Source organism: Halobacterium salinarum DSM 3754, from assembly GCF_008124605.1.
Lineage (GTDB): Archaea > Halobacteriota > Halobacteria > Halobacteriales > Halobacteriaceae > Halobacterium > Halobacterium salinarum.
On the sequence record NZ_VRYN01000001.1, the window covers coordinates 589,997 to 607,969 of the forward strand.

Genomic DNA, 17,973 nt, shown 5'->3' on the forward strand with positions numbered 1-17,973 from the left:
CCCGAACGTACGACGTGAGCACGCATAAGTGCACGGCGGCGCGGTCAGTCGGCGTCCGGGAACGGGATTTCGTGGGTCAGGCCGTCGTGGGCGACGAACGCCTCCCCGTCGAAGCCCGACGCGCCCGCACTGATTTCGCTGGCGTCGCCCGCGTACCGCGAGGAGACGTGCGTGAGCGCGAGCGCCTTTGCGCCCGCCTCCGTCGCTACATCCGCGGCCTCGCCGGCCGTCGAGTGCCCCGTCTCGGCGGCGCGCTCGCTGGCGTCGTTGGCGAACGTCGCGTCGTGGATCAGGAGGTCCGCGTCTTCGGCGGCCGACACCACGGGGTCGTGGGGCCGGGTGTCACCCGTGTAGACGAGTGTGCGGCCCGGCCGCGGGTCGCCCACGACCTGCTCGGGGCTGACAACGGTGCCGTCGTCGAGTTCGACCGGCTGGCCGTCGTGGAGCGTCGAGAACTTGGGGCCGACCGGGACGCCGAGTTCCTCGGCGCGCGCCCGGTCGAAGCGACCCGTCCGGTCGTCCTCCACGAGCGCGTACCCGACGGAGGCGGTGCTGTGCGCCGTCTCGAACGCCCGCACCTCGTAGTCGTCGTGGGAGCGCACGACCGCGCCGGGGGTGGCCTCGGTGATCCGGACCGGATAGCCGACGTCGCCGCCGGCCGAGAACACGAGGTCCTCGATGTCGCCGCGCAGGCCGCGTGGCACGTGGATCGTCAGGGGGTCCGTGCGGTCGTTGAAGTCCCAGGTGTGAACGAGCCCCGGCAGCCCGAAGACGTGGTCGCCGTGGCCGTGCGTGATGAACACGTCGGAAACCCCAAACCCGGTCTTGTACCGCATCATCTGGCGCTGCGTGGCTTCGCCGGCGTCGAAGAGGAACGCGTCGCCGTTGCGGCGCACGAACACGGAACTGGGGTTGCGTTCGGTCGTGGGGACGGCGCCACTCGTCCCGAGGAAGGTGACCTCCAGAGTCATGCCCGAACCTGGGCGGGCCGCGCGCAAAACCTCACCGATGCGGTGGAGGCGCACCGGCGACCGGCCCTTTCTTTGTCCCGTGGCGGGTAGCAGCGGGTAGCAATGGACGAGCCGCTGTGGATCGACGAGCACGCGCCGTCGCTGGCCGACCTCCCGCAGGCGAGCGTGCGCGACCGGCTCCGGGACGCCGTCGACGAACCCGTGAACCTCGTGGTGTACGGGCCGTCGGGCGCGGGGAAGACCGCCGCCGTTCGCGCGCTCGCAGCGGCCGCCCACGACGATCCGGAGACGGATCTCGTGGAGGTGAACGTCGCGGACGTCTTCGGGATGACGAAAACGGAGATCAGCGAGGACCCCCGGTTCGCGTCGTTCATCGACGCCAAGCGCCGCCGGAACTCCTCGAAGGCCGACCTCGTGAACCACGTCCTGAAAGAGACCGCGAGCTACTCGCCGGTTTCGGGCGGCTACAACACCATCCTGCTGGACAACGCCGAGGCCATCCGGGAGGACTTCCAGCAGGCGCTGCGGCGGGTGATGGAGCGCCACCACGAGGCCACGCAGTTCATCATCGCGACCCGCCAGCCGTCGAAGCTGATCCCGCCGATTCACTCGCGGTGTTTCCCCGTCTCAGTGCGCGCGCCGACCGACGACGAGGTCGTCGACGTGCTCCGGGAGATCGTGGCCGCCGAGGGCGTCGACTACGAGCCGGACGGCCTGGAGTTCGTCGCGGGGTACGCGGAGGGCGACCTCCGGGAGGCCGTGTTGGGCGCGCAGACGACCGCCGAGCAGGAGGGCGAGGTGACGATGAACGCCGCCTACGAGGCGCTGCAGGACGTCGGCAGCGACGCCGCCGTGGAGTCGATGCTCGACGACGCCGAGGCCGGCGCGTTCACCGACGCACGGTCGACGCTGGACGACCTGCTGGTGGACGAGGGGATGAGCGGCGGCGAGGTGCTCGATGACCTGCTGGAGGTCGCGCGCTCGCGGTATTCCGGCGACGACGTGGCGGAGCTGTACGCGCTTGCGGGCGACGTGGAGTTCGATCTCACGCGTGGCACCAGCGACCGCGTGCAGCTCGGGCGGCTGCTCGCGGAGCTTGGCCGGTAGGCTTTTATCTGGATGCGGGTTCGGTCAGAGCATGGAGCTTGCGGAGTACTTCGAGCGCGCCGGCATCGTTGTCGGGTCGATGTTGATGGTGTCGCTGCCCGCGTCGCTGGTGCTGTGGGTGGTGACCGGCCCGGCGACGCCGTGGTGGGAGACGGTGGCGCAGCTCGCACCCGGCTTCGTGATCGGATGGTGGGTGGCTGTCGGGCGGGCGCCGGTCGAGTACGCGACCGTCTGGTTCACCAGCCTGTTCGGATACCTGGTGGCGTCGGCGGTGATGGCCGCCCTGAACGTCCGCCCGGTCGGTGCCAACCGGGTGTGGGCACTGATCGCGGTCATCGGGTCGCTGGCGGTCGTCGGGCTCGTCGACCACTACCGGTCGTGACTACGCCAACACGAGGACGTGGCGGACGAGCGACCGGTGGACGCGGCGCTGGAAGCGTGCGTCGACGGTCCAGCCCGCGGCGGTGGCTTCGGCGCGCCAGTCGCGGTCGGCGACGAGCACGCACCGGCCGGCGGTGACGCGGGCGAGCTCGTCGAGTGCCCCCCCAACCAGGTCGGCGAGGTCGTGGGTGGCGATCTTCGACTGGCGGCCGTAGGGGGCGTCGAGGACGGCGGCGTCGATGCTGTCGGGGGGCAACGGCAGCGCGGTGGCGTCGGCACGCCCCGTGGTGGCGTCATCGACGTAGTGGGTGAGGTTGCGGCGCGCGCCCGCCGCCATTTTCGCCTGGGCGTCCGTGCCGATGGGGTGTGCGCCGAGCAGCCCGGCTTCGATGAGCACGCCGCCGGTACCACACATCGGATCGAGGACGCGGTCGCCGGGGGTGACGCGGGCGAGGTTGCAGGCCGCGCGCGCCAACAGCGGGTCCATGCTGCCCGGCTGGAAGAACGGGCGGTCGGTGGGTTTGCGGGTGCCGTAGTCGCGGACGGAGTCGGCGACGTGCCACCCCAGAAAGCAGTCGTCGGCGGTGAACAGCGCGCGCAGTTCGTGGTCGGGGGCGTCGAGGTCCACGTCGAAGCCGGCGTCCACGAGGACGGCGCCGAGGTCGCGTTCGGCGCGCTGGGTGTCCACGCCGGTCGTGTGGCGCACGTCGCGGGCGCGCACGGCGACCGACCCCGTGCGGTCGAGGGGCGCGTCCCGGAGCGCGGCGACGGCCGCGGGGACGGTGGCGGCGGCGGTTGTGAGGTGGTCGGCGGCGCGGTGCGTGTACGCTAACCCGGCTAGCGCGTCGGTGTCGAGGCTGCTGGCGGTGGCGACACCGGGCGCGACCACGGTGGCGTCGGGGGCTGCAGTGCGGGCTTCGGCGGCGGCGAACGCGTCGGCGTCGTCCCCGCCGAGTTCGAGCACGAACACGCACGACCTGGACGCCCGCCGGCAATCAGGCTGCCGGTGACGCTGGGTATTTGAGGCACCACTCCCCGGACTACCAATCTTTATAAAGGTTAAATACGTGGTTTAAGTCGAACGATGACCGACCCCAAGGAAACCATCAACATTGAAAACGTGGTCGCCTCCACCGGCATCGGGCAGGAGCTCGATCTCCAGAGCGTGGCGATGGACCTCGAGGGCGCTGACTACGACCCCGAGCAGTTCCCCGGCCTGGTCTACCGCACGCAGGACCCGAAAAGCGCCGCACTCATCTTCCGCTCGGGCAAGATCGTCTGCACGGGCGCGAAATCAACCGACGACGTACACGAGAGCCTCCGCATCGTCTTCGACAAGCTCCGCGAGCTCTCGATCAAGGTCGAAGACGACCCCGAGATCGTCGTCCAGAACATCGTCACGTCCGCTGACCTCGGCCGCCAGCTGAACCTCAACGCCATCGCCATCGGGCTGGGCCTCGAAAACATCGAGTACGAGCCCGAGCAGTTCCCCGGGCTCGTCTACCGTCTGGACGACCCCGAGGTCGTGGCGCTGCTGTTCGGCTCCGGGAAGCTCGTCATCACCGGCGGCAAAGAGCCAAAGGACGCCGAGCACGCCGTCGACAAGATCACGTCCCGGCTCGAGGAGCTGGGGCTCCTCGACTAGGCGGGCATGGTGGCGACCGTCGAACCGGTCGCGGGCACGCCGCTGCAGTATCTCGCCACGTTCGTCGGTGGCTGGCTGCTGTTCGGGTTCACGGCCCACGCGGCCGCGACGTACATCCTCGGGGACGTCCCCTGGAAGCGTGGCTTCCTCGTCGGCGTCGCGCCAGCCGTGGTGACGCTCGTGCTCGTGCGGTTCAACCCGCTGCTCATCGTCGCCGTCGGGCTGGCTGCCGACGCTGCCGCCGTGCGCGCCGTATACCGGGTTCGCTACCGGACGACGGTGTTCGTCGTGGTGATGCATTACACCGTGTCGCTGGCGGTGGTGTTGCTGGTTGCGAACCTGCTGGCGGTGTTGTCGACGGCGCCCGGCTGACGGTCGCAGCCGGAGAGAACGCGCACCGCGATTTTTACCCATGGGCCGTGCAGTGACGCGCATGGACGAGTACGACCAGCGCGCACTGCGCGCCAGCGTGATGGCGCTCGGCGCGGCGGTGCTCGCGTACGCCGCCACCTACGTCCACCGGCCGGGGCCGGACGTTGCTGCGGTGTTCGGCCTCGGTGCCGTGGTGTCGCTGGCGGCCTACTACATGCTGGGTCGGCCAGCGTCGCTTGCCGACCGGTGGCTCGCGCCGGCCGGCGGGGCCGCCGTTTCCCTGGCCACGACCACCATCGGGGAGATGCGGATCGCGGCGATCGGGCTTGCGGCCGCGGGCGTCGTGGGCACGATGGCCTACCCCGCCGGCGGGACGGCGGTCCGACTCGTGGTCCGCGCGACCCGCCAGGTGGCCGGCGCGGAGGAGTGAGGTCAGTCCACGAGGCGTTCGATTTCGGTGACGAGGATGCCGGACGCGCCGACGGCTTTGAGCTCCGAGATCGCCTCGAAGACGTCGCGCTCGGGGACGACGGCGTGCACCGCAACCGTCCCCGGTTCGTCGACATCGAGCACCGTCGGGCCGCCAAGCCCCGGCAGCACTGCCTTCACGTCGTCGAGGCGGTCGGCGGGCGCGTTCAGCATCACGTAGCGCTTCCCGTGGGCGTCGAGCACGGATCGGAGCGCGGTTTCGACCTGCTGGACTTTGGGGTCGTCGTGGACGTCCTCGTGGGCGAACAGCCGCACTGACGAGGACAACACCTCGTCGACGACCTGGAGGCGGTTGACGCGGAGCGTCGTGCCCGTGGACGTGATGTCGACGATGGCGTCGGCCATCTCGACGTGGGGCGTGAGTTCGGTCGCGCCGGTCACCTCCACGATCTCCGGGGTGGCGGTGGTGTCCGCGAAGTACGCGCGGGTGATCGTCGGGAACTCGGTGGCGACGGTCGCCCCGTCGAGGTCGGCGGGGGCGGTGACGTCGCCGTCCTCGGGGGCGGCAAGCACCAGTCGACACGACCCGTAGTTGAGATCGAGGCGCTCCTCGACGCAGTCGACGCCGGACTCCCGGAGTTGGTCGTGGCCCGTGATCCCCGCGTCCGCCGCGCCGTCGGCGACGTACTCGGGGATGTCGGCGGCGCGCGCGTACAGCACCGTGAGCGCCGGGTCGACGGTGTCGGCGTACAGTTGGCGGTCGGCGCCGTCTTCGACGCCGATGCCGGCGCGGTCGAGCAGCGCCAGGGTCGGGTCGTGGAGGCGTCCCTTGTTCGGAACGGCGATGCGCATGCCAGCCGGTTCACCGGGGGTGCGGAACTAGCTTTGGGTGGCGGCGACGGGGCGGGGTTTGAAGCACGCGGGCGTCCCACCGGAGGGTATGCTAGATCGGACCCGGGAGTACGCGCCCGTCGGGTTGGTGCCGCTGGCGTGGGGGTTCACCGCTGCCGCCCACCTCGGATACGTCGGGTCGCACGCGCTGTTCGTCGCCCACGTCGTGATCGTGGGGCTGCTGGTTGCGTTCGGGGCGGTGTCCTGGACGGAGATGGACACGGGCGCGCTGCAGGCGTGGCGCGGCGTCATCGTTGCGGGCGTCGGCGTGACGCTGCTCGGCGTGGCGTCGTTCCGGGTGCCCGCCGTGCCGGGCGGCGTGTTGCGCGCGGCGACCGTGGTCGGGTGGATGTTGCTCCCCGTGCGGGCGCTGGCCGTGACCGCGCGCCGAACGCCGGCCCCGGGGCTGGCGCGGGTCTACCTCGGCGCGGCCATGGCGTCGGTGGCTGGCGGTGCGGTGACGGTGGTGGGGCTTGCGGCGCCGCTGTCGGCGGCGTCGGGGTGGCTCGTGCTGGCGGGCATCGGGGCCGTGGGCGTGGGCCAGACCGCGAGCATCGCGGCGGCCGCCTGGGAGTCGTCGCGTCCCGACAGCTTTTCGCCCGGGTCGGGCGAACACGCGATATGAGCGACACGCTGCGGGTTGCCGGCGGCGCGGTACTGCATCCTGACTTCACCGTGAGCGACGGCGACGTGCTGGTTGATCGGGACGCCGGGGAGATCATCGCGGTCGGGGACACGCCCGCGGGCGACGAGACGGTGGACGCGGCGGGCTGTCTGGTGATGCCGGGGCTGGTGAACGCCCACTGTCACGTGGCGATGACGCTGCTGCGCGGGTACGCCGACGACAAGCAACTGGACGCGTGGCTCCAGGAGGACATCTGGCCGGCGGAGGCGGAGTTGGCGGACGGCGACATCCGCGCGGGGGCTCGGCTCGGGCTCGTGGAGATGATCCGCGCGGGCACGACGGCGTTCGCGGACATGTACTTCGAGGTGCCGGAGGTGGTCGACGCGATCACCGAGTCGGGGCTGCGTGCGCGGGTGGGCCACGGCGTGGTCACCGTCGGGAAGGACGACGCCGACGCAGTCGCGGACAACGAGGAGGCGCTGTCGGTCGCCCGCGAGTTCAACGACGCCGCCGACGGCCGCATCACGAGCGCGTACATGCCCCACAGCCTCACAACGGTCGGCGAGGAGTATCTCCGCGAGTTCGTCGCGGCGGCCCGTGAGGCCGACGTGCCGGTGCATTTCCACGCCAACGAGACCGAGCAGGAGGTCGAGCCGATCGTCGACGAGCACGGCAGCCGTCCCCTGGAGTACGCCGCCGACGTGGGGCTGCTTGCGGAGGATGACTTCCTGGCGCACGGCGTGCACACCACGGCCGGCGAGATCGAGTTGCTCGCGGAGTCGGGGGCAAGCGTCGTGCACTGCCCGGCGTCGAACATGAAGCTGGCGTCCGGGATGGCACCCGTCCAGGCGATGCGGGAGGCCGGCGTGACCGTTGCGCTCGGGACGGACGGGGCGGCGTCGAACAACGACCTCGACGTGTTCGACGAGCTGCGGGACGCGGCGATGCTGGGGAAGCTACAGACCGGCGCGGCCGACGCCGTGCCGGCCCGGGCGGCCGTCGAGATGGCGACCGCGGGCGGGGCGGCCGCCCTGGGGTTCGACTCGGGGCGCATCGAAGTGGGCGCCAACGCGGACCTCGCGGTCGTGGATTTCGACGTGCCACACCTCACACCGGTCCACGATCACGTCTCGCATCTGGCGTACGCGGCGACCGGCCAGGACGTGCGGCACACGATCTGTGACGGCGAGGTCCTGATGCGGGACCGCGAGGTGCTGCCGTTCGACGAGGCCGCGGTGCGGGAGCAGGCCGCACAGCGCGCGAGCGAGCTGGCAGCGCGCGCCGGCGAGTAGCGCGGCGTGCCTGGTGGTGCCACGGGGACGCGTGTGGCGGCTCCGGTAGCGTTTTGAGGTCGGTGCCCGTGAGTTCTGGTATGACAACTGCACCGGCGATCAGCAGCCGGCTCGATGATCCCGAGTCGGCGCGCGAGACGGGGCGCGCGAAGATCGATTGGGCGTTCGAGCATATGCCGATCCTGTCCGCGCTCCGCGAGGAGTTCGACGCCAACCAGCCGCTGGCCGGCGAAACCATCGGGATGGCGATGCACGTCGAGGCCAAGACGGCGGCGCTGGTCGAGACGATGGCCGACGCCGGGGCCGAGATCGCGATCACGGGCTGCAACCCGTTGTCGACACACGACGGCGTGAGCGCGGCGCTCGACGCCCACGAGTCGATCACCTCGTACGCCGAGCGCGGCGCGGAGGGGGAGGCGTACTACGACGCCATCGACGCCGTGCTGGCCCACGAGCCGACGGTCACGGTCGACGACGGCGGCGACCTCGTGTTCCGCGTACACGAGGACCACCCCGAGCTCATCGACACCATCATCGGCGGCACCGAGGAGACCACCACGGGCGTCCACCGGCTGCGCGCGATGGACGACGACGACGCCCTGGAGTATCCCGTGTTCGCGGTGAACGACACCCCGATGAAGCGGCTGTTCGACAACGTCCACGGCACCGGGGAGTCCGCGCTGGCGAACATCGCCATGACCACGAACCTCTCGTGGGCGGGCAAGGACGTCGTCGTCGCGGGCTACGGGGACTGCGGCCGCGGCGTCGCGAAGAAGGCCGCCGGCCAGAACGCGAACGTCATCGTGACCGAGGTCGAGCCGCGGCGCGCCCTGGAGGCGCACATGGAGGGCTACGACGTGATGCCGATGGCCGAGGCGGCCGAGGTCGGTGACGTGTTCCTCACCACGACCGGGAACAAGAACGTCATCACGCGAGCGCACTTCGAGCGCATGGACGACGGCGTGGTGCTGGCCAACGCCGGCCACTTCGACGTGGAGGTCAACCTCGATCACCTCTCGGAGCTCGCCGTCTCCGAGCGCGAGGCCCGCGAGGGCGTCCGCGAGTACGAGCTGGCCGACGGCCGCCGCCTGAACGTGCTGGCGGAGGGCCGCCTGGTCAACCTCGCGTCGCCCATCGGGCTGGGCCACCCCGTCGGCGTGATGGATCAGAGCTTCGGCGTGCAGGCGGTCTGCGTGCGCGAGCTCGTGGCGAACCGCGAGGAGTACGCGGCCGGCGTCCACAACGTGCCCGACGAGCTAGACATCGAGATCGCGGAGATCAAGCTGGCGGCCGAGGGCGTCGAGTACGACGCCCTCACCGACGATCAGGCGGAGTACATGGACTCCTGGCAGCACGGCACGTAAGCCGGCAGCGCCACCGGACTGTGGCACAACGCACTAACCGGCCGGCGGCCTACCGTGGCGCATGATCGCGACGCAGGGCGCTGGCGTGCACGGGGGCATCCACCATGGCTAACTCCAACGCCAAGGGCAACCGGCGCGAGCGCGAGCTCGTGAACGCGCTCGACGAGACGGGGTTCGCCGTGATGCGCGCGCCGGCGTCGGGGGCGGCGACCAAGCGCGACCTCCCCGACGTGCTGGCGGGCAACGGCGAGGAGTTCTACGCCATCGAGGCGAAATCCTCGGCGGGCGACCCCATCTACCTGGACGGCGAGGAGGTGGAGTCACTGGTGTACTTCGCGCGGAACTTCGGCGCGAAGCCACGCATCGGCGCGCGCTTCGACCGGGAGGACTGGTATTTCTTCCACCCGGCGGACCTCCACACCACCGACGCGGGGAGCTACCGCGTCAAAAAGCAGACCGCGCTGGCCGACGGCACCGAGTTGGAGACGCTCGCCGGCGGCCCCGAGCGGACCGGCCTCGACGACTACTAGCGTCCTCGGTCGGGCGTCGGCTGCTTCGAAGCGCTTTTCCAGTGGCCCGTGGAATCGCAAGCCATGTCAGACGCGCTCGACGCCCGCGTGGAGGCCGGCATCGCCGTCCTCGCGGTGCTTGTTTTCATCGCTGTGCTCGTCGCCGCAGTGTCGGTGGGAGCCGGCGGGTTCGGAGCCACGTCCGGGTACGCAGTGGTCGCTGCGATAGTCATTTTCATCCTGTTGATGGCGGGGATCGGCTACTGGATGTCGGGCAAGCAGGGCTAATCGGGGCTGTCGTCGTCCTCGCGGTCCCGCCAGTCGGCGAGGTCGTCGTCGTCGCCGTCGTCGAGTTTCACCTCGTAGTAGGACAGCGGATGGTTGATGGCGTCACAGAGGTCGTCGGGGTTCACGCAGTTCCCGTAGGCTTTCATCGTCGCACACGACGGCGCGGTGTACTCGGTGGGGCTTGAGTCGCCCTGAATGTGGTCGGTCTGGTAGCGCGTCATCTCCTCGCCGAACCCGGGATTGACCTCGTAGATGTCCACGATCTCGTCCGTCGACAGCCCGACGTTCGAGAGGAACGACGTGATGGCAAAGCGGGCGTGGTGTGGGAGGTGGTCGCCGCGTTGCACCTGGTCGAGGAGGTGTTTCATGCACGGCGGGAACAGCTCCGGCACGACGGTGTCGATCTCGCGGGTGAGATCCAGGTCCGCGAGGGCGTCCTGGATGGCGGCCACCGGCTCGTCGAGGGCGTCGGCGATCTGGTCGGGGACCGAGAGGGGCAGGCCGTCCGCGACGCGTTCGCGGATGGCTTCCCGGATGAGGGTGTCGAGTTCGGCGTCGGTGACCGGCACGCGACCGTCGTCGAGCGCGCGGTTGACCAGCCGCCAGTCGTCGTCGCGAAGCGATGACGCGAGCAACAGGTACGTCGGCACGTCCACCGTGTGGGCGTCCGGTGTGGCGTGAACGTGTGCCCTGAGATCGAACTCACTGAGGAGCGTGTCACGGGAGACGCGTGTGGTGTCGGAGACGCTTTTCAGGTCGGTGTCGGTGGACTCGTCGGCGGTGAACCGGTCGTAGGCCGCGTCGGCTTCGGCCGTGGCGTACTTGCGCACGAGCACGGATTCGTCGACGATGGACACCAGCACGCGGGCGACCGGATAGGACAGCACTTCGACGCGGGTGCTGACCGTGGCGGCCGGCTCGCCGATCGTGCCGTCCGTGAGCGCGCTGACGACGCGCTCGCGGGCGCGCTCGACGACGGCGTCGTCCTCGGTAACGACGCGAGCGAGGTCCACGCCAGCTTCCTCGACGGCGTCGCGGGCGTCCCCCAGGAAGGGATAGCGGGCGTGGCGGGCGTTCATGCTGGCCCGTGTTTGCGAGCGGACGCCGATAAGCACCCCGGCTTGGACCGACACGCTCACACGCCTTGCCCCCGACGCGTCGAGTGTGCTTGCGCGCGGCCCCTGGACGTGGAAGTACGCCCTGCCGCCCGCAGTCGTCGGTGTGGCGGCGCTCGCGGCGTCGTCGCCGTGGGGCGTCGTCGGCGTCGCGCTGGCCGCGTTCGTGGTGTGGTTCCATCGTGACCCCGACCGCAGCCCGAACGGCGCGGGCGTGGTTGTGCCCGCCGACGGCACGGTGTCGGTGATCCGAACGCGCGACGACGGACGGGTTCGCGTGGGCGTGTTCATGAACGTACACAACGTCCACGTGAACCGCGTGCCGGTGGCGGGGCGCGTCGAGAGCGTCGTCCACGAGCCGGGCGGCCACCGGCCCGCGTTCAGCAAGGAGTCCGCGCACAACGAGCGCGTCCGCGTCGAGACGGCGGAGTGGACGGTGGTGCTCATCGCGGGCGCGTTCGCCCGACGCATCCATCCCTACGTCGAGGCGGGCGAGGACCTCGCGCGTGGCGACCGCCTCGGCCACATCTCGTTCGGGAGTCGCGCCGACGTGGTGCTTCCGCCGGCCTACGACCGCGGGGACGTCGTCGTGGAGTCCGGGCAGACGGTGCGGGCCGGCGAGACGGTCCTGGCCCGGTGACCGCTCGGAGGGCACGAGCCGGCGGCTGGACAGGTCCGGACGCGATCAGAAACGGAGCGGGCGGTGGCGTCAGTTGGACTGGATGCGCGGGGCCAGCATGTACGTGACGTGGCCTTGTGCGTCGGCGATGTCGAAGTGCAGCTTGATGGGGAACTCGTCGCCGAGTTCGAGTTCGACCTCCGCGGTCGTCGGGATGGCCTTGTTCATGTCCTTGAGGTAGTCGAGGCTGAACAGGCTGTGGGCGTCGCCGGCGTCGAGGTCGATGAGCTGGTCGGGCGCGAGTTCGAGGTGAACGTCGTCGGTGTCGCCTTCGGCGTTGACGTAGAACAGGTCGTCGCCGGTGTCGACGCCGAGCGCGATGTGGTCGGAGACCATGTCGGCGGCGGTGACCGCGCGGTCGATGTCGCGGCCTTCGATGGCGACGTGCGCGGGCAGATCGAGGTCCGGGATGTCCGGTTCCTGGCGGATCGAGTCGGGGTCGATGAGCGCAAGCGTGTATTCGAGGCCGTCGATCTGGATGTGGAGCTTGCGGGTTTCCTCGTCGAGTTCCAGTTGGATGAGCTGGCCGGCGTCGGCCATGCCCGCGATGTCCTCCAGCCGGGAGAGATTGACGCCGATGAGGCCGCCGTCGGCTTCATAGGATTCGAACGCAGTGGCGGCGAGATCGAGGTCGACCATGCCGACGCTGGCGGGGTCGACTGCGCGAATGGAGAGGGTGTCGTCGTCGAGGTGGATCTTGCACTCGTCCACCAGCACGCTCACGGAGTCGAGTGTCTCCTGGAGCGTGTCGGCGCTTACTATCGCCTTGAACATTATTGCAGACGGCTACGCAAGCCGCCCGTAAAAAGCCCCCGCTACGGGCGCGCGCGTGGGCGCTGGCATTGGCGGCGATCACACCCGAATCAGCCCGACGACCCCGAGTGTTTCCCCGATGATCCAGGCCACGAAGCCGAGGTATGCAACGAGGAGGGCGTACGACTCGGCGTCGGTGAGCGACAGCCCCGTGCGGAGCACGGTGAACAGCAGGACAGTGGCGAGCGTGAGCACACCCATCAGGGGGGCTGCGACGGCGAACGACACGGGGGCGCGCCCGGCGATGAGGACGCCGATCGGGATCGCAACCAGGAGATCGAACGTGTTCGACCCGAGGACGTTCCCGAGGCTGGTGACGCCGTGGCCGCTGCGCGCGGCCCGAACGCTCACCAGCGCGTCCGGGAGGCTGGTGGCGGCGGCCAGAATGGTCACGCCGGCGAGAAACGACGGGATGTCGAACGTGGCTGCCAGTCCCGTGACCGCGCCGACAAGCAGTTCGACGGCCACCGAGATGGCGGCCAGCCCGGCCGCGAGGCGCGCCCATGCCCGGGGCACGTCCACGTCAGTGGTGTCCGTGGTGGGGTCGTGGTCGCCCACGTCCTGCCACTGGATGAACAGGTACAGCCCGTAGAGGAGCAGCGGGACGAGCGCCAGCGGGCGCGTGACAGCGCCGTCGAGCGGGTCACCACCCGGGATGGGGGCGTAGATGACTGCCAGCGCGAACGTGAGCAGCAGCGTGGAAACCGCCAGCATGTAGAACTGGGCTTCCTTGTAGACGACCGTCCGGGTGGCGTCCAGCGGCTGGGTGGTGGTGATACCGGCCAGCCCGGGCACCACGAGGATGTTGAAGATCGCCGACCCGACGATGGCCCCGACGCCCAGTCCGAACGAGCCGTCGAGGGCGGTGACGAGCACGCTCAGCAGCTCCGGGAAGCTGGAGCCGATGGCGACGACGATCGATCCCTGCACGACGGCGGGCAGTCCGTAATGCGCCGACAGCTGTTCGGCGGCGGCTTCGAGCCACGAGCTGCCGGCCCAGATCAGCAGGGTGGCGACGACGACGACCGCGACGTGGCCGGGGGTGGAGCCGACAAGAGCAGACGCCGCCCCCATCACGGACTCCCCCGCAGGGGTGTCCTAGCGGCTGCGGTTGGAGGGGCGGTGGCGACCGGGGGCGTGGGCGTCCGGTGGTGGGTGAGCACGCGTGTCGGCGGCGACGGCAACGAGGTGGAAACTGGTTTCGGTTGCTGTGAGCGGGCGTGAACACAGCTGAATTGCCGGCCGGTTTTTTGGGGTGCGGTCACGTATCACGTCACATGGTCGACGTGCCGCGACTGATGAGCACGCAACATCCGGACAACGCCACACTCCCGTTCTTCACCGCCGGCGACGTGATCGAGGGCGAGGACGAAATACAGGAGGCCTACTACGTGTACTCGCATCTGGGCTGCGACGAACAGATGTGGGACTTCGAGGGCAAGGAGGGCGACGAGTACGCCGTCAAGAAGCTGCTCTCGCGGTACGACGAGTTCTTCGCGGACCACCAGTTGGGGACGGACGTGCGGCTGACCGTTCGCGGCCCGAACCCCGACGTGGAGGGGTCCGAGGCGAAGATCCTGCTGGAGATCCTGGAGAGCATCCCGCGGTCGTTCGACGCCGCGCGGCGCTTCGCCGTCGAGTACGGGCTGGAGACGACCGCGCCGATCTTCGAGGTCATCGTGCCGATGGTGACCGACGCCGACCAGCTCAACGCCGTCCACGAGTATTACGAGCGGTTCGTGACCGGGAAGGCCGACGAGGCGGTCTGGGACGGCAGAACGGTCGAGGAGTGGGTGGGGGAGTTCGATCCGGCGTCGATCACGGTCATCCCGTTGATCGAGGAGCGGGAGGCGATGCTGGCGGCCGACGACATCGTCCGCGAGTACGCGACCGCCCACGACCAGGAGGCCGTCCGGGTGTTTCTCGCGCGCTCGGACCCCGCGTTGAACTACGGCTGTCTGGCCGCCGACCTCATCAACAAGGTCGCTCTGCAGCGCCTCTACGAGATGAGCGAAGCCACCGGCGTCGACGTCCACCCGATCCTGGGCGCGGGGTCGGCGCCGTTCCGCGGGAACCTCACCCCCGAGCGCGCGGCCGCGACCGCCGACGCCTACAGCGAGGTGGAGACGTTCACCGTGCAGTCGGCGTTCAAATACGACTATCCCGTGGAGACGGTCCGCGACGGGGTCGCCACGCTCCGTGACGCGGACCTGGGTGCGCCCCCGTTCCCCATCGACGAGGCGCGCGCGCTGGCCGTCATCGACCGGACCGCGGACGCGTACGCCGACCAGGTGGACGCCATCGCGGGGACGGTCAACCGGCTGTCGTCGTACGTGCCCGACCGGCGCGCCCGCAAGCTCCACGTCGGGCTGTTCGGCTACGCCCGCGAGGTCGGGGAGAACGCGCTCCCGCGGGCCATCGGCTACACGGCGTCGCTGTACGCGGTGGGCTGCCCGCCGACGCTGCTGGGCGCGCACGCGCTCACCGACGACGACGCGGCGTTCGTGCGCGAGGCGTTCCCGGCGTACTTCGACCACCTCGCGGACGCCGCGCGGTATTTCAACCCACGGTGTACGGACGTGCTCGACCTCGACGACGACACGCTGGCGGCCGCCGTCGAGCGGGTGGACGTCACCCCGAACAGCGAGCACCGCGCCGCCACCGACGACGCCATCGACGCCCTCCAGCGCGGCGACGACGCCCTGCGGTCGGCGATCCGGCGGGGGGCGCGTGAGCGACAGTTCCTCGGGTGAGCGGCTACTCGTTGGTGGGCTCGGTGGGCCGCGAGCACACCAGACAGAGGGTGCTGTCGGCGATCCAGTTGACGTGGCGGGAGCCACACGCCGGACACTCGTGGTGGTCGGTGGCGTACTCGGTCGTCCCCCGTGGCGCGGCGAGGTGGCCGTCGTCGACCGCCGCCTCGACGAGCCCGGGGAGGCGCTGGCGTTTGTACGTCGCGCGGTGTGCGAGAAACGCCCCTGGGTCGCCGGGGTCCCCGCCGTGGAGGTCGTCCCAGGACACCGCGATCTCGCCGTCGGCCTGTCCGCGGGCGAGCTGCTTGACGGGGACGGCTGCGGCCTCGAACAGCGGCGTCGTCGCGAGCGTTTGCGGGGACGCAACCGATCCGGCGGCCTCGCGGTGGGCGGCGGCGGCGTCCTCGTAGGCGTCGCCGACGCCGTCCAGGCCGCCGAGCGCGTGGAAGTCAGCGATGAACTCGTCGAAGCACGCCGCCCGCGCGGGATGGGTGTCGGCGTACGCGCGCCGGAGGTCGCGGGCGGCCGCGACGCCGTGGACGGCGCGGTCGGTCGCCCGGGCGGGCGTGCCGGCAACCCGGGCGGCCGCGGTGCTGGCTGCGAGATGCGCCAGCCCCGAGCCAACCCATCCTTTCTCCCCGGGGTCGAACGGTGCAACGTCGGGGTCGTTGCGGGGCGCTGACAGCACCCGCCAGCCCGCGCGAGCGTACGCATCGCTGGCGTGGTGGTAGTCACGGGCCGCCAGCGCGGTGACCGCCTCGGCGCGGAAGCCGCCGTCGGTGGTGCGCATATCCGACCCAGGAGCGCCAGCGACTCAAGCGTTCCCGTCGACCCCACCACCACAAGTAGCGGGCGGCCGAACGGGGAAGGATGCAGCCCGACGACAGGGTTTGTGTGGTGGCGGTGCGGCCGGCGACGTTCGAGCGCTGCCAGGGACGCGGCCTGTACCCGATTCCAGCGGGGTACAGCCGCGCGACGGCGGCCTACGACCACCTCGCGATCTATCGGCCGGCACCGGTGTCGGCGGTGACGCACGTCGCGCCCGTGATGGACCGCGTCGAGCAGACGCGCGGCGGCCCCGGACCGATGCGGGCGGGCGACTGGGCGGCGACCGTTGAGCCGTTCGCGGACACCGACCGGGTGACCGTCCTGGAGCTCGGCGACCTCGTGGCGCTGGCGGACCCGGTGGTGGCCGACGGAACCGGCGTCCGGGGGGCGTGGTACTGCACGATCGCGGACCTGCGCGCCGCCGACACGACCGCCGCACTGGCCGCTCGCGCCGGCGACTGAGCGGATCACGGCTCGCCGGCCAGCCAGTCCGCAACGGTCGAGGCGACCGCCTGGTGGCCCGTGGGCGTCGGGTGGACGCCGTCGCGGGTGCGGTCGCGCCACGCGTCGATCGGGCGGGCGACCGGGAGATGGGTGTCGACAGCGGCCGCCAGCGCGTCGTCGAACGCCAGCGCACGCTGGGGCTGGGCGGCGCTAAAGCCGACGCCGCCCGCGACGTCGAGCAGCGGGAGCAACCCGACGAAGGCGTGGCTGGTGACCCGGTCGGCGGCACTGAGGGCGGCGTCGAGGCGGGCGGCCGCCGCCCGGAACGCGTCGGCGGAGACGCGCGGGTCGCCGTCGCCGCCCACCTGTGCGTCGTTGTGGCCGGCGTGAACGAGGACGGTCACCTCGCCCGAGTCGCCGGCTGTGGCGGTGTCGGCTGCGTGGTCGGTGAGCGTCGTGCCGACGCCGCCACGGACGGTCACGGACACCGATTCCCCTGGGGCGTCGGCGATCCGGTGGGGCCACGCGGGGCTGTCGTCGGTGCCGTACCCGGCTGCGACGCTGTCACCGAGGACGCGGATGGAACGGGACACACCCACCGAGACGGGCTGCTGGTCCGTGAGTGGACGGGCTGACACCGGCGAACGACGAAACTATCCGTTCCGGTGCCCTCGCTGTCGACACCATGGGGAACCGGAAGGACCACTACTACAACAAGTCCAAGCAGGAAGGCTACCGGTCGCGGGCGGCCTACAAGCTCCAACAGTTCGACGACCGATTCGACGTGCTGTTCGGGGGTGCATCAGTCGTGGACCTGGGCGCGGCACCCGGGGGCTGGCTGCAGGTGGCCGCCGAGCGCGCCGGGGCACGCGGGAAGGTCGTCGGCGTCGACTTCCAGAGCATCACGCAGTTCGAGACGGACGCCGGCCTGGAGACGGTGCGCGGGGACATGACCGAGGACGAAACCAGACAGCGCGTCCGGGACGCCGCCAACGGCAGCGCCGACGTCGTGGTGTCGGACATGGCCCCGGACATGACCGGTGAGTACGACCTCGACCACGCGCGGTCCGTGCACCTCGCCCGCCAGGCCCTGGAGACGGCCCGCGAGCTGCTGGACGCCGGCGGCCACTTCGTCGTGAAGGTGTTCGACGGCCGGGACTTCCAGGACTTGCTGGCGGACATCGAAGACGAGTTCGCGTTCGTCGCGACGCACAGCCCGGACGCCTCCCGGGACGCCTCCTCCGAGCTGTACGTGGTGGGCAAAAACCACATCGTGGCTCCCATCGCGGAGGGCGACGAGCACACCGTCGAGATCGTCGACACGGGCGACGAGGGCGACGGGATCGCGCGCATCGAGGGGTACACCCTGTTCGTGGATGACGCCGCCGAGGGCGACACCGTTGACGTGACGGTGACCGACCTGAAGCCGAACTACGGGTTCGCCGAGCGCCGCGACGGCGCGTAACC

22 protein-coding genes are annotated in these 17,973 nt (G+C 70.6%); 14 read left to right on the top strand and 8 right to left on the bottom strand.

What is annotated here, in order from left to right; all coding sequences use genetic code 11:
* Positions 1 to 44 precede the first annotated feature (44 nt).
* Positions 45 to 971, bottom strand: coding sequence for a ribonuclease Z (gene rnz, locus APQ99_RS03130; protein WP_010903662.1), 927 nt, complete (start codon positions 969 to 971; stop codon positions 45 to 47).
* Between the two features lie 102 nt (positions 972 to 1,073).
* Between rnz and APQ99_RS03135 the strand changes: the two genes are divergently transcribed.
* Both APQ99_RS03135 and APQ99_RS03140 read left to right on the top strand, forming a co-directional pair.
* Entirely contained in the window at positions 1,074 to 2,078 is a 1,005-nt protein-coding gene (locus tag APQ99_RS03135; RefSeq protein ID WP_136361580.1) for an AAA family ATPase, read from the top strand.
* Positions 2,079 to 2,109: 31 nt separating this feature from the next.
* Positions 2,110 to 2,460 (top strand): hypothetical protein, encoded by a 351-nt coding sequence (locus tag APQ99_RS03140; RefSeq protein WP_136361581.1) that lies wholly within the window; start codon positions 2,110 to 2,112, stop codon positions 2,458 to 2,460.
* Here the strand turns inward: APQ99_RS03140 and APQ99_RS03145 are convergent, their stop codons facing one another.
* Positions 2,461 to 3,429 (bottom strand): TIGR01177 family methyltransferase, encoded by a 969-nt coding sequence (locus APQ99_RS03145; RefSeq protein ID WP_136361582.1) that lies wholly within the window; start codon positions 3,427 to 3,429, stop codon positions 2,461 to 2,463.
* A gap of 114 nt (positions 3,430 to 3,543) precedes the next feature.
* Here APQ99_RS03145 and APQ99_RS03150 point away from each other — a divergent pair, with 114 nt between their 5' ends.
* The 3 genes from APQ99_RS03150 to APQ99_RS03160 all read left to right on the top strand — a co-directional run bounded on the left by APQ99_RS03150 (position 3,544) and on the right by APQ99_RS03160 (position 4,906).
* Complete coding sequence (locus APQ99_RS03150) at positions 3,544 to 4,104, top strand: TATA-box-binding protein (protein WP_010903666.1); 561 nt, start codon at positions 3,544 to 3,546, stop codon at positions 4,102 to 4,104.
* Between the two features lie 6 nt (positions 4,105 to 4,110).
* Positions 4,111 to 4,476, top strand: a complete 366-nt coding sequence (locus APQ99_RS03155; protein ID WP_136361583.1) for a DUF7473 family protein — start codon at positions 4,111 to 4,113, stop codon at positions 4,474 to 4,476.
* Positions 4,477 to 4,537: 61 nt separating this feature from the next.
* Positions 4,538 to 4,906 (top strand): hypothetical protein, encoded by a 369-nt coding sequence (locus tag APQ99_RS03160; protein WP_227970889.1) that lies wholly within the window; start codon positions 4,538 to 4,540, stop codon positions 4,904 to 4,906.
* Between the two features lie 2 nt (positions 4,907 to 4,908).
* Here the strand turns inward: APQ99_RS03160 and hisG are convergent, their stop codons facing one another.
* Positions 4,909 to 5,757, bottom strand: coding sequence for an ATP phosphoribosyltransferase (hisG, locus tag APQ99_RS03165; protein WP_136361584.1), 849 nt, complete (start codon positions 5,755 to 5,757; stop codon positions 4,909 to 4,911).
* A gap of 88 nt (positions 5,758 to 5,845) precedes the next feature.
* Between hisG and APQ99_RS03170 the strand changes: the two genes are divergently transcribed.
* From APQ99_RS03170 to APQ99_RS03190, 5 genes are all read left to right on the top strand, one after another.
* On the top strand, positions 5,846 to 6,421 hold the full coding sequence (locus APQ99_RS03170; RefSeq protein WP_136361585.1) for a hypothetical protein: 576 nt from the start codon (positions 5,846 to 5,848) through the stop codon (positions 6,419 to 6,421).
* A complete protein-coding gene (locus APQ99_RS03175; protein WP_136361586.1) occupies positions 6,418 to 7,713 on the top strand; it encodes an amidohydrolase in 1,296 nt (431 codons plus the stop codon). Before APQ99_RS03170 ends, APQ99_RS03175 begins: the two co-directional genes overlap by 4 nt.
* An 80-nt stretch (positions 7,714 to 7,793) precedes the next feature.
* Positions 7,794 to 9,077 carry an adenosylhomocysteinase gene (locus APQ99_RS03180; protein ID WP_010903672.1) on the top strand — a complete coding sequence of 428 codons (1,284 nt, stop codon included), beginning with the start codon at positions 7,794 to 7,796 and terminating at the stop codon, positions 9,075 to 9,077.
* Between the two features lie 104 nt (positions 9,078 to 9,181).
* The gene (gene hjc / locus APQ99_RS03185; protein ID WP_010903673.1) at positions 9,182 to 9,607 is read left to right on the top strand and encodes a Holliday junction resolvase Hjc; all 426 of its coding nucleotides are present in this window, start codon (positions 9,182 to 9,184) and stop codon (positions 9,605 to 9,607) included.
* Positions 9,608 to 9,670: 63 nt separating this feature from the next.
* Positions 9,671 to 9,874, top strand: coding sequence for a DUF7472 family protein (locus APQ99_RS03190; RefSeq protein ID WP_010903674.1), 204 nt, complete (start codon positions 9,671 to 9,673; stop codon positions 9,872 to 9,874).
* On the opposite strand, the gene priL is transcribed toward APQ99_RS03190, so the two are convergent.
* A complete protein-coding gene (priL, locus tag APQ99_RS03195) occupies positions 9,871 to 10,953 on the bottom strand; it encodes a DNA primase regulatory subunit PriL (RefSeq protein ID WP_010903675.1) in 1,083 nt (360 codons plus the stop codon). The two genes, APQ99_RS03190 and priL, sit on opposite strands and share 4 nt — an antisense overlap.
* A gap of 85 nt (positions 10,954 to 11,038) precedes the next feature.
* Here priL and APQ99_RS03200 point away from each other — a divergent pair, with 85 nt between their 5' ends.
* Complete coding sequence (locus tag APQ99_RS03200) at positions 11,039 to 11,629, top strand: protein sorting system archaetidylserine decarboxylase (RefSeq protein WP_136361697.1); 591 nt, start codon at positions 11,039 to 11,041, stop codon at positions 11,627 to 11,629.
* A gap of 69 nt (positions 11,630 to 11,698) precedes the next feature.
* Here APQ99_RS03200 and APQ99_RS03205 read toward each other — a convergent pair whose 3' ends face one another.
* Together APQ99_RS03205 and APQ99_RS03210 are read right to left on the bottom strand one after the other, a co-directional pair.
* A complete protein-coding gene (locus tag APQ99_RS03205) occupies positions 11,699 to 12,442 on the bottom strand; it encodes a DNA polymerase sliding clamp (RefSeq protein WP_010903677.1) in 744 nt (247 codons plus the stop codon).
* Between the two features lie 78 nt (positions 12,443 to 12,520).
* A complete protein-coding gene (locus APQ99_RS03210; protein ID WP_010903678.1) occupies positions 12,521 to 13,555 on the bottom strand; it encodes a sodium:calcium antiporter in 1,035 nt (344 codons plus the stop codon).
* 203 nt (positions 13,556 to 13,758) lie between these two features.
* On the opposite strand from APQ99_RS03210, the gene ppcA reads away from it, so the two are divergent.
* Positions 13,759 to 15,234, top strand: coding sequence for a phosphoenolpyruvate carboxylase (ppcA, locus tag APQ99_RS03215; protein ID WP_136361587.1), 1,476 nt, complete (start codon positions 13,759 to 13,761; stop codon positions 15,232 to 15,234).
* A gap of 4 nt (positions 15,235 to 15,238) precedes the next feature.
* Here the strand turns inward: ppcA and APQ99_RS03220 are convergent, their stop codons facing one another.
* Complete coding sequence (locus APQ99_RS03220; protein ID WP_136361588.1) at positions 15,239 to 16,024, bottom strand: hypothetical protein; 786 nt, start codon at positions 16,022 to 16,024, stop codon at positions 15,239 to 15,241.
* Between the two features lie 80 nt (positions 16,025 to 16,104).
* Between APQ99_RS03220 and APQ99_RS03225 the strand changes: the two genes are divergently transcribed.
* The gene (locus APQ99_RS03225) at positions 16,105 to 16,524 is read left to right on the top strand and encodes a hypothetical protein (RefSeq protein WP_010903681.1); all 420 of its coding nucleotides are present in this window, start codon (positions 16,105 to 16,107) and stop codon (positions 16,522 to 16,524) included.
* A gap of 5 nt (positions 16,525 to 16,529) precedes the next feature.
* On the opposite strand, the gene APQ99_RS03230 is transcribed toward APQ99_RS03225, so the two are convergent.
* Positions 16,530 to 17,144, bottom strand: a complete 615-nt coding sequence (locus tag APQ99_RS03230; protein WP_081422754.1) for an SGNH/GDSL hydrolase family protein — start codon at positions 17,142 to 17,144, stop codon at positions 16,530 to 16,532.
* 47 nt (positions 17,145 to 17,191) lie between these two features.
* Here APQ99_RS03230 and APQ99_RS03235 point away from each other — a divergent pair, with 47 nt between their 5' ends.
* Positions 17,192 to 17,971 (top strand): 23S rRNA (uridine(2552)-2'-O)-methyltransferase, encoded by a 780-nt coding sequence (locus APQ99_RS03235; RefSeq protein WP_136361589.1) that lies wholly within the window; start codon positions 17,192 to 17,194, stop codon positions 17,969 to 17,971.
* The last annotated feature ends 2 nt before the right edge of the window (positions 17,972 to 17,973 follow it).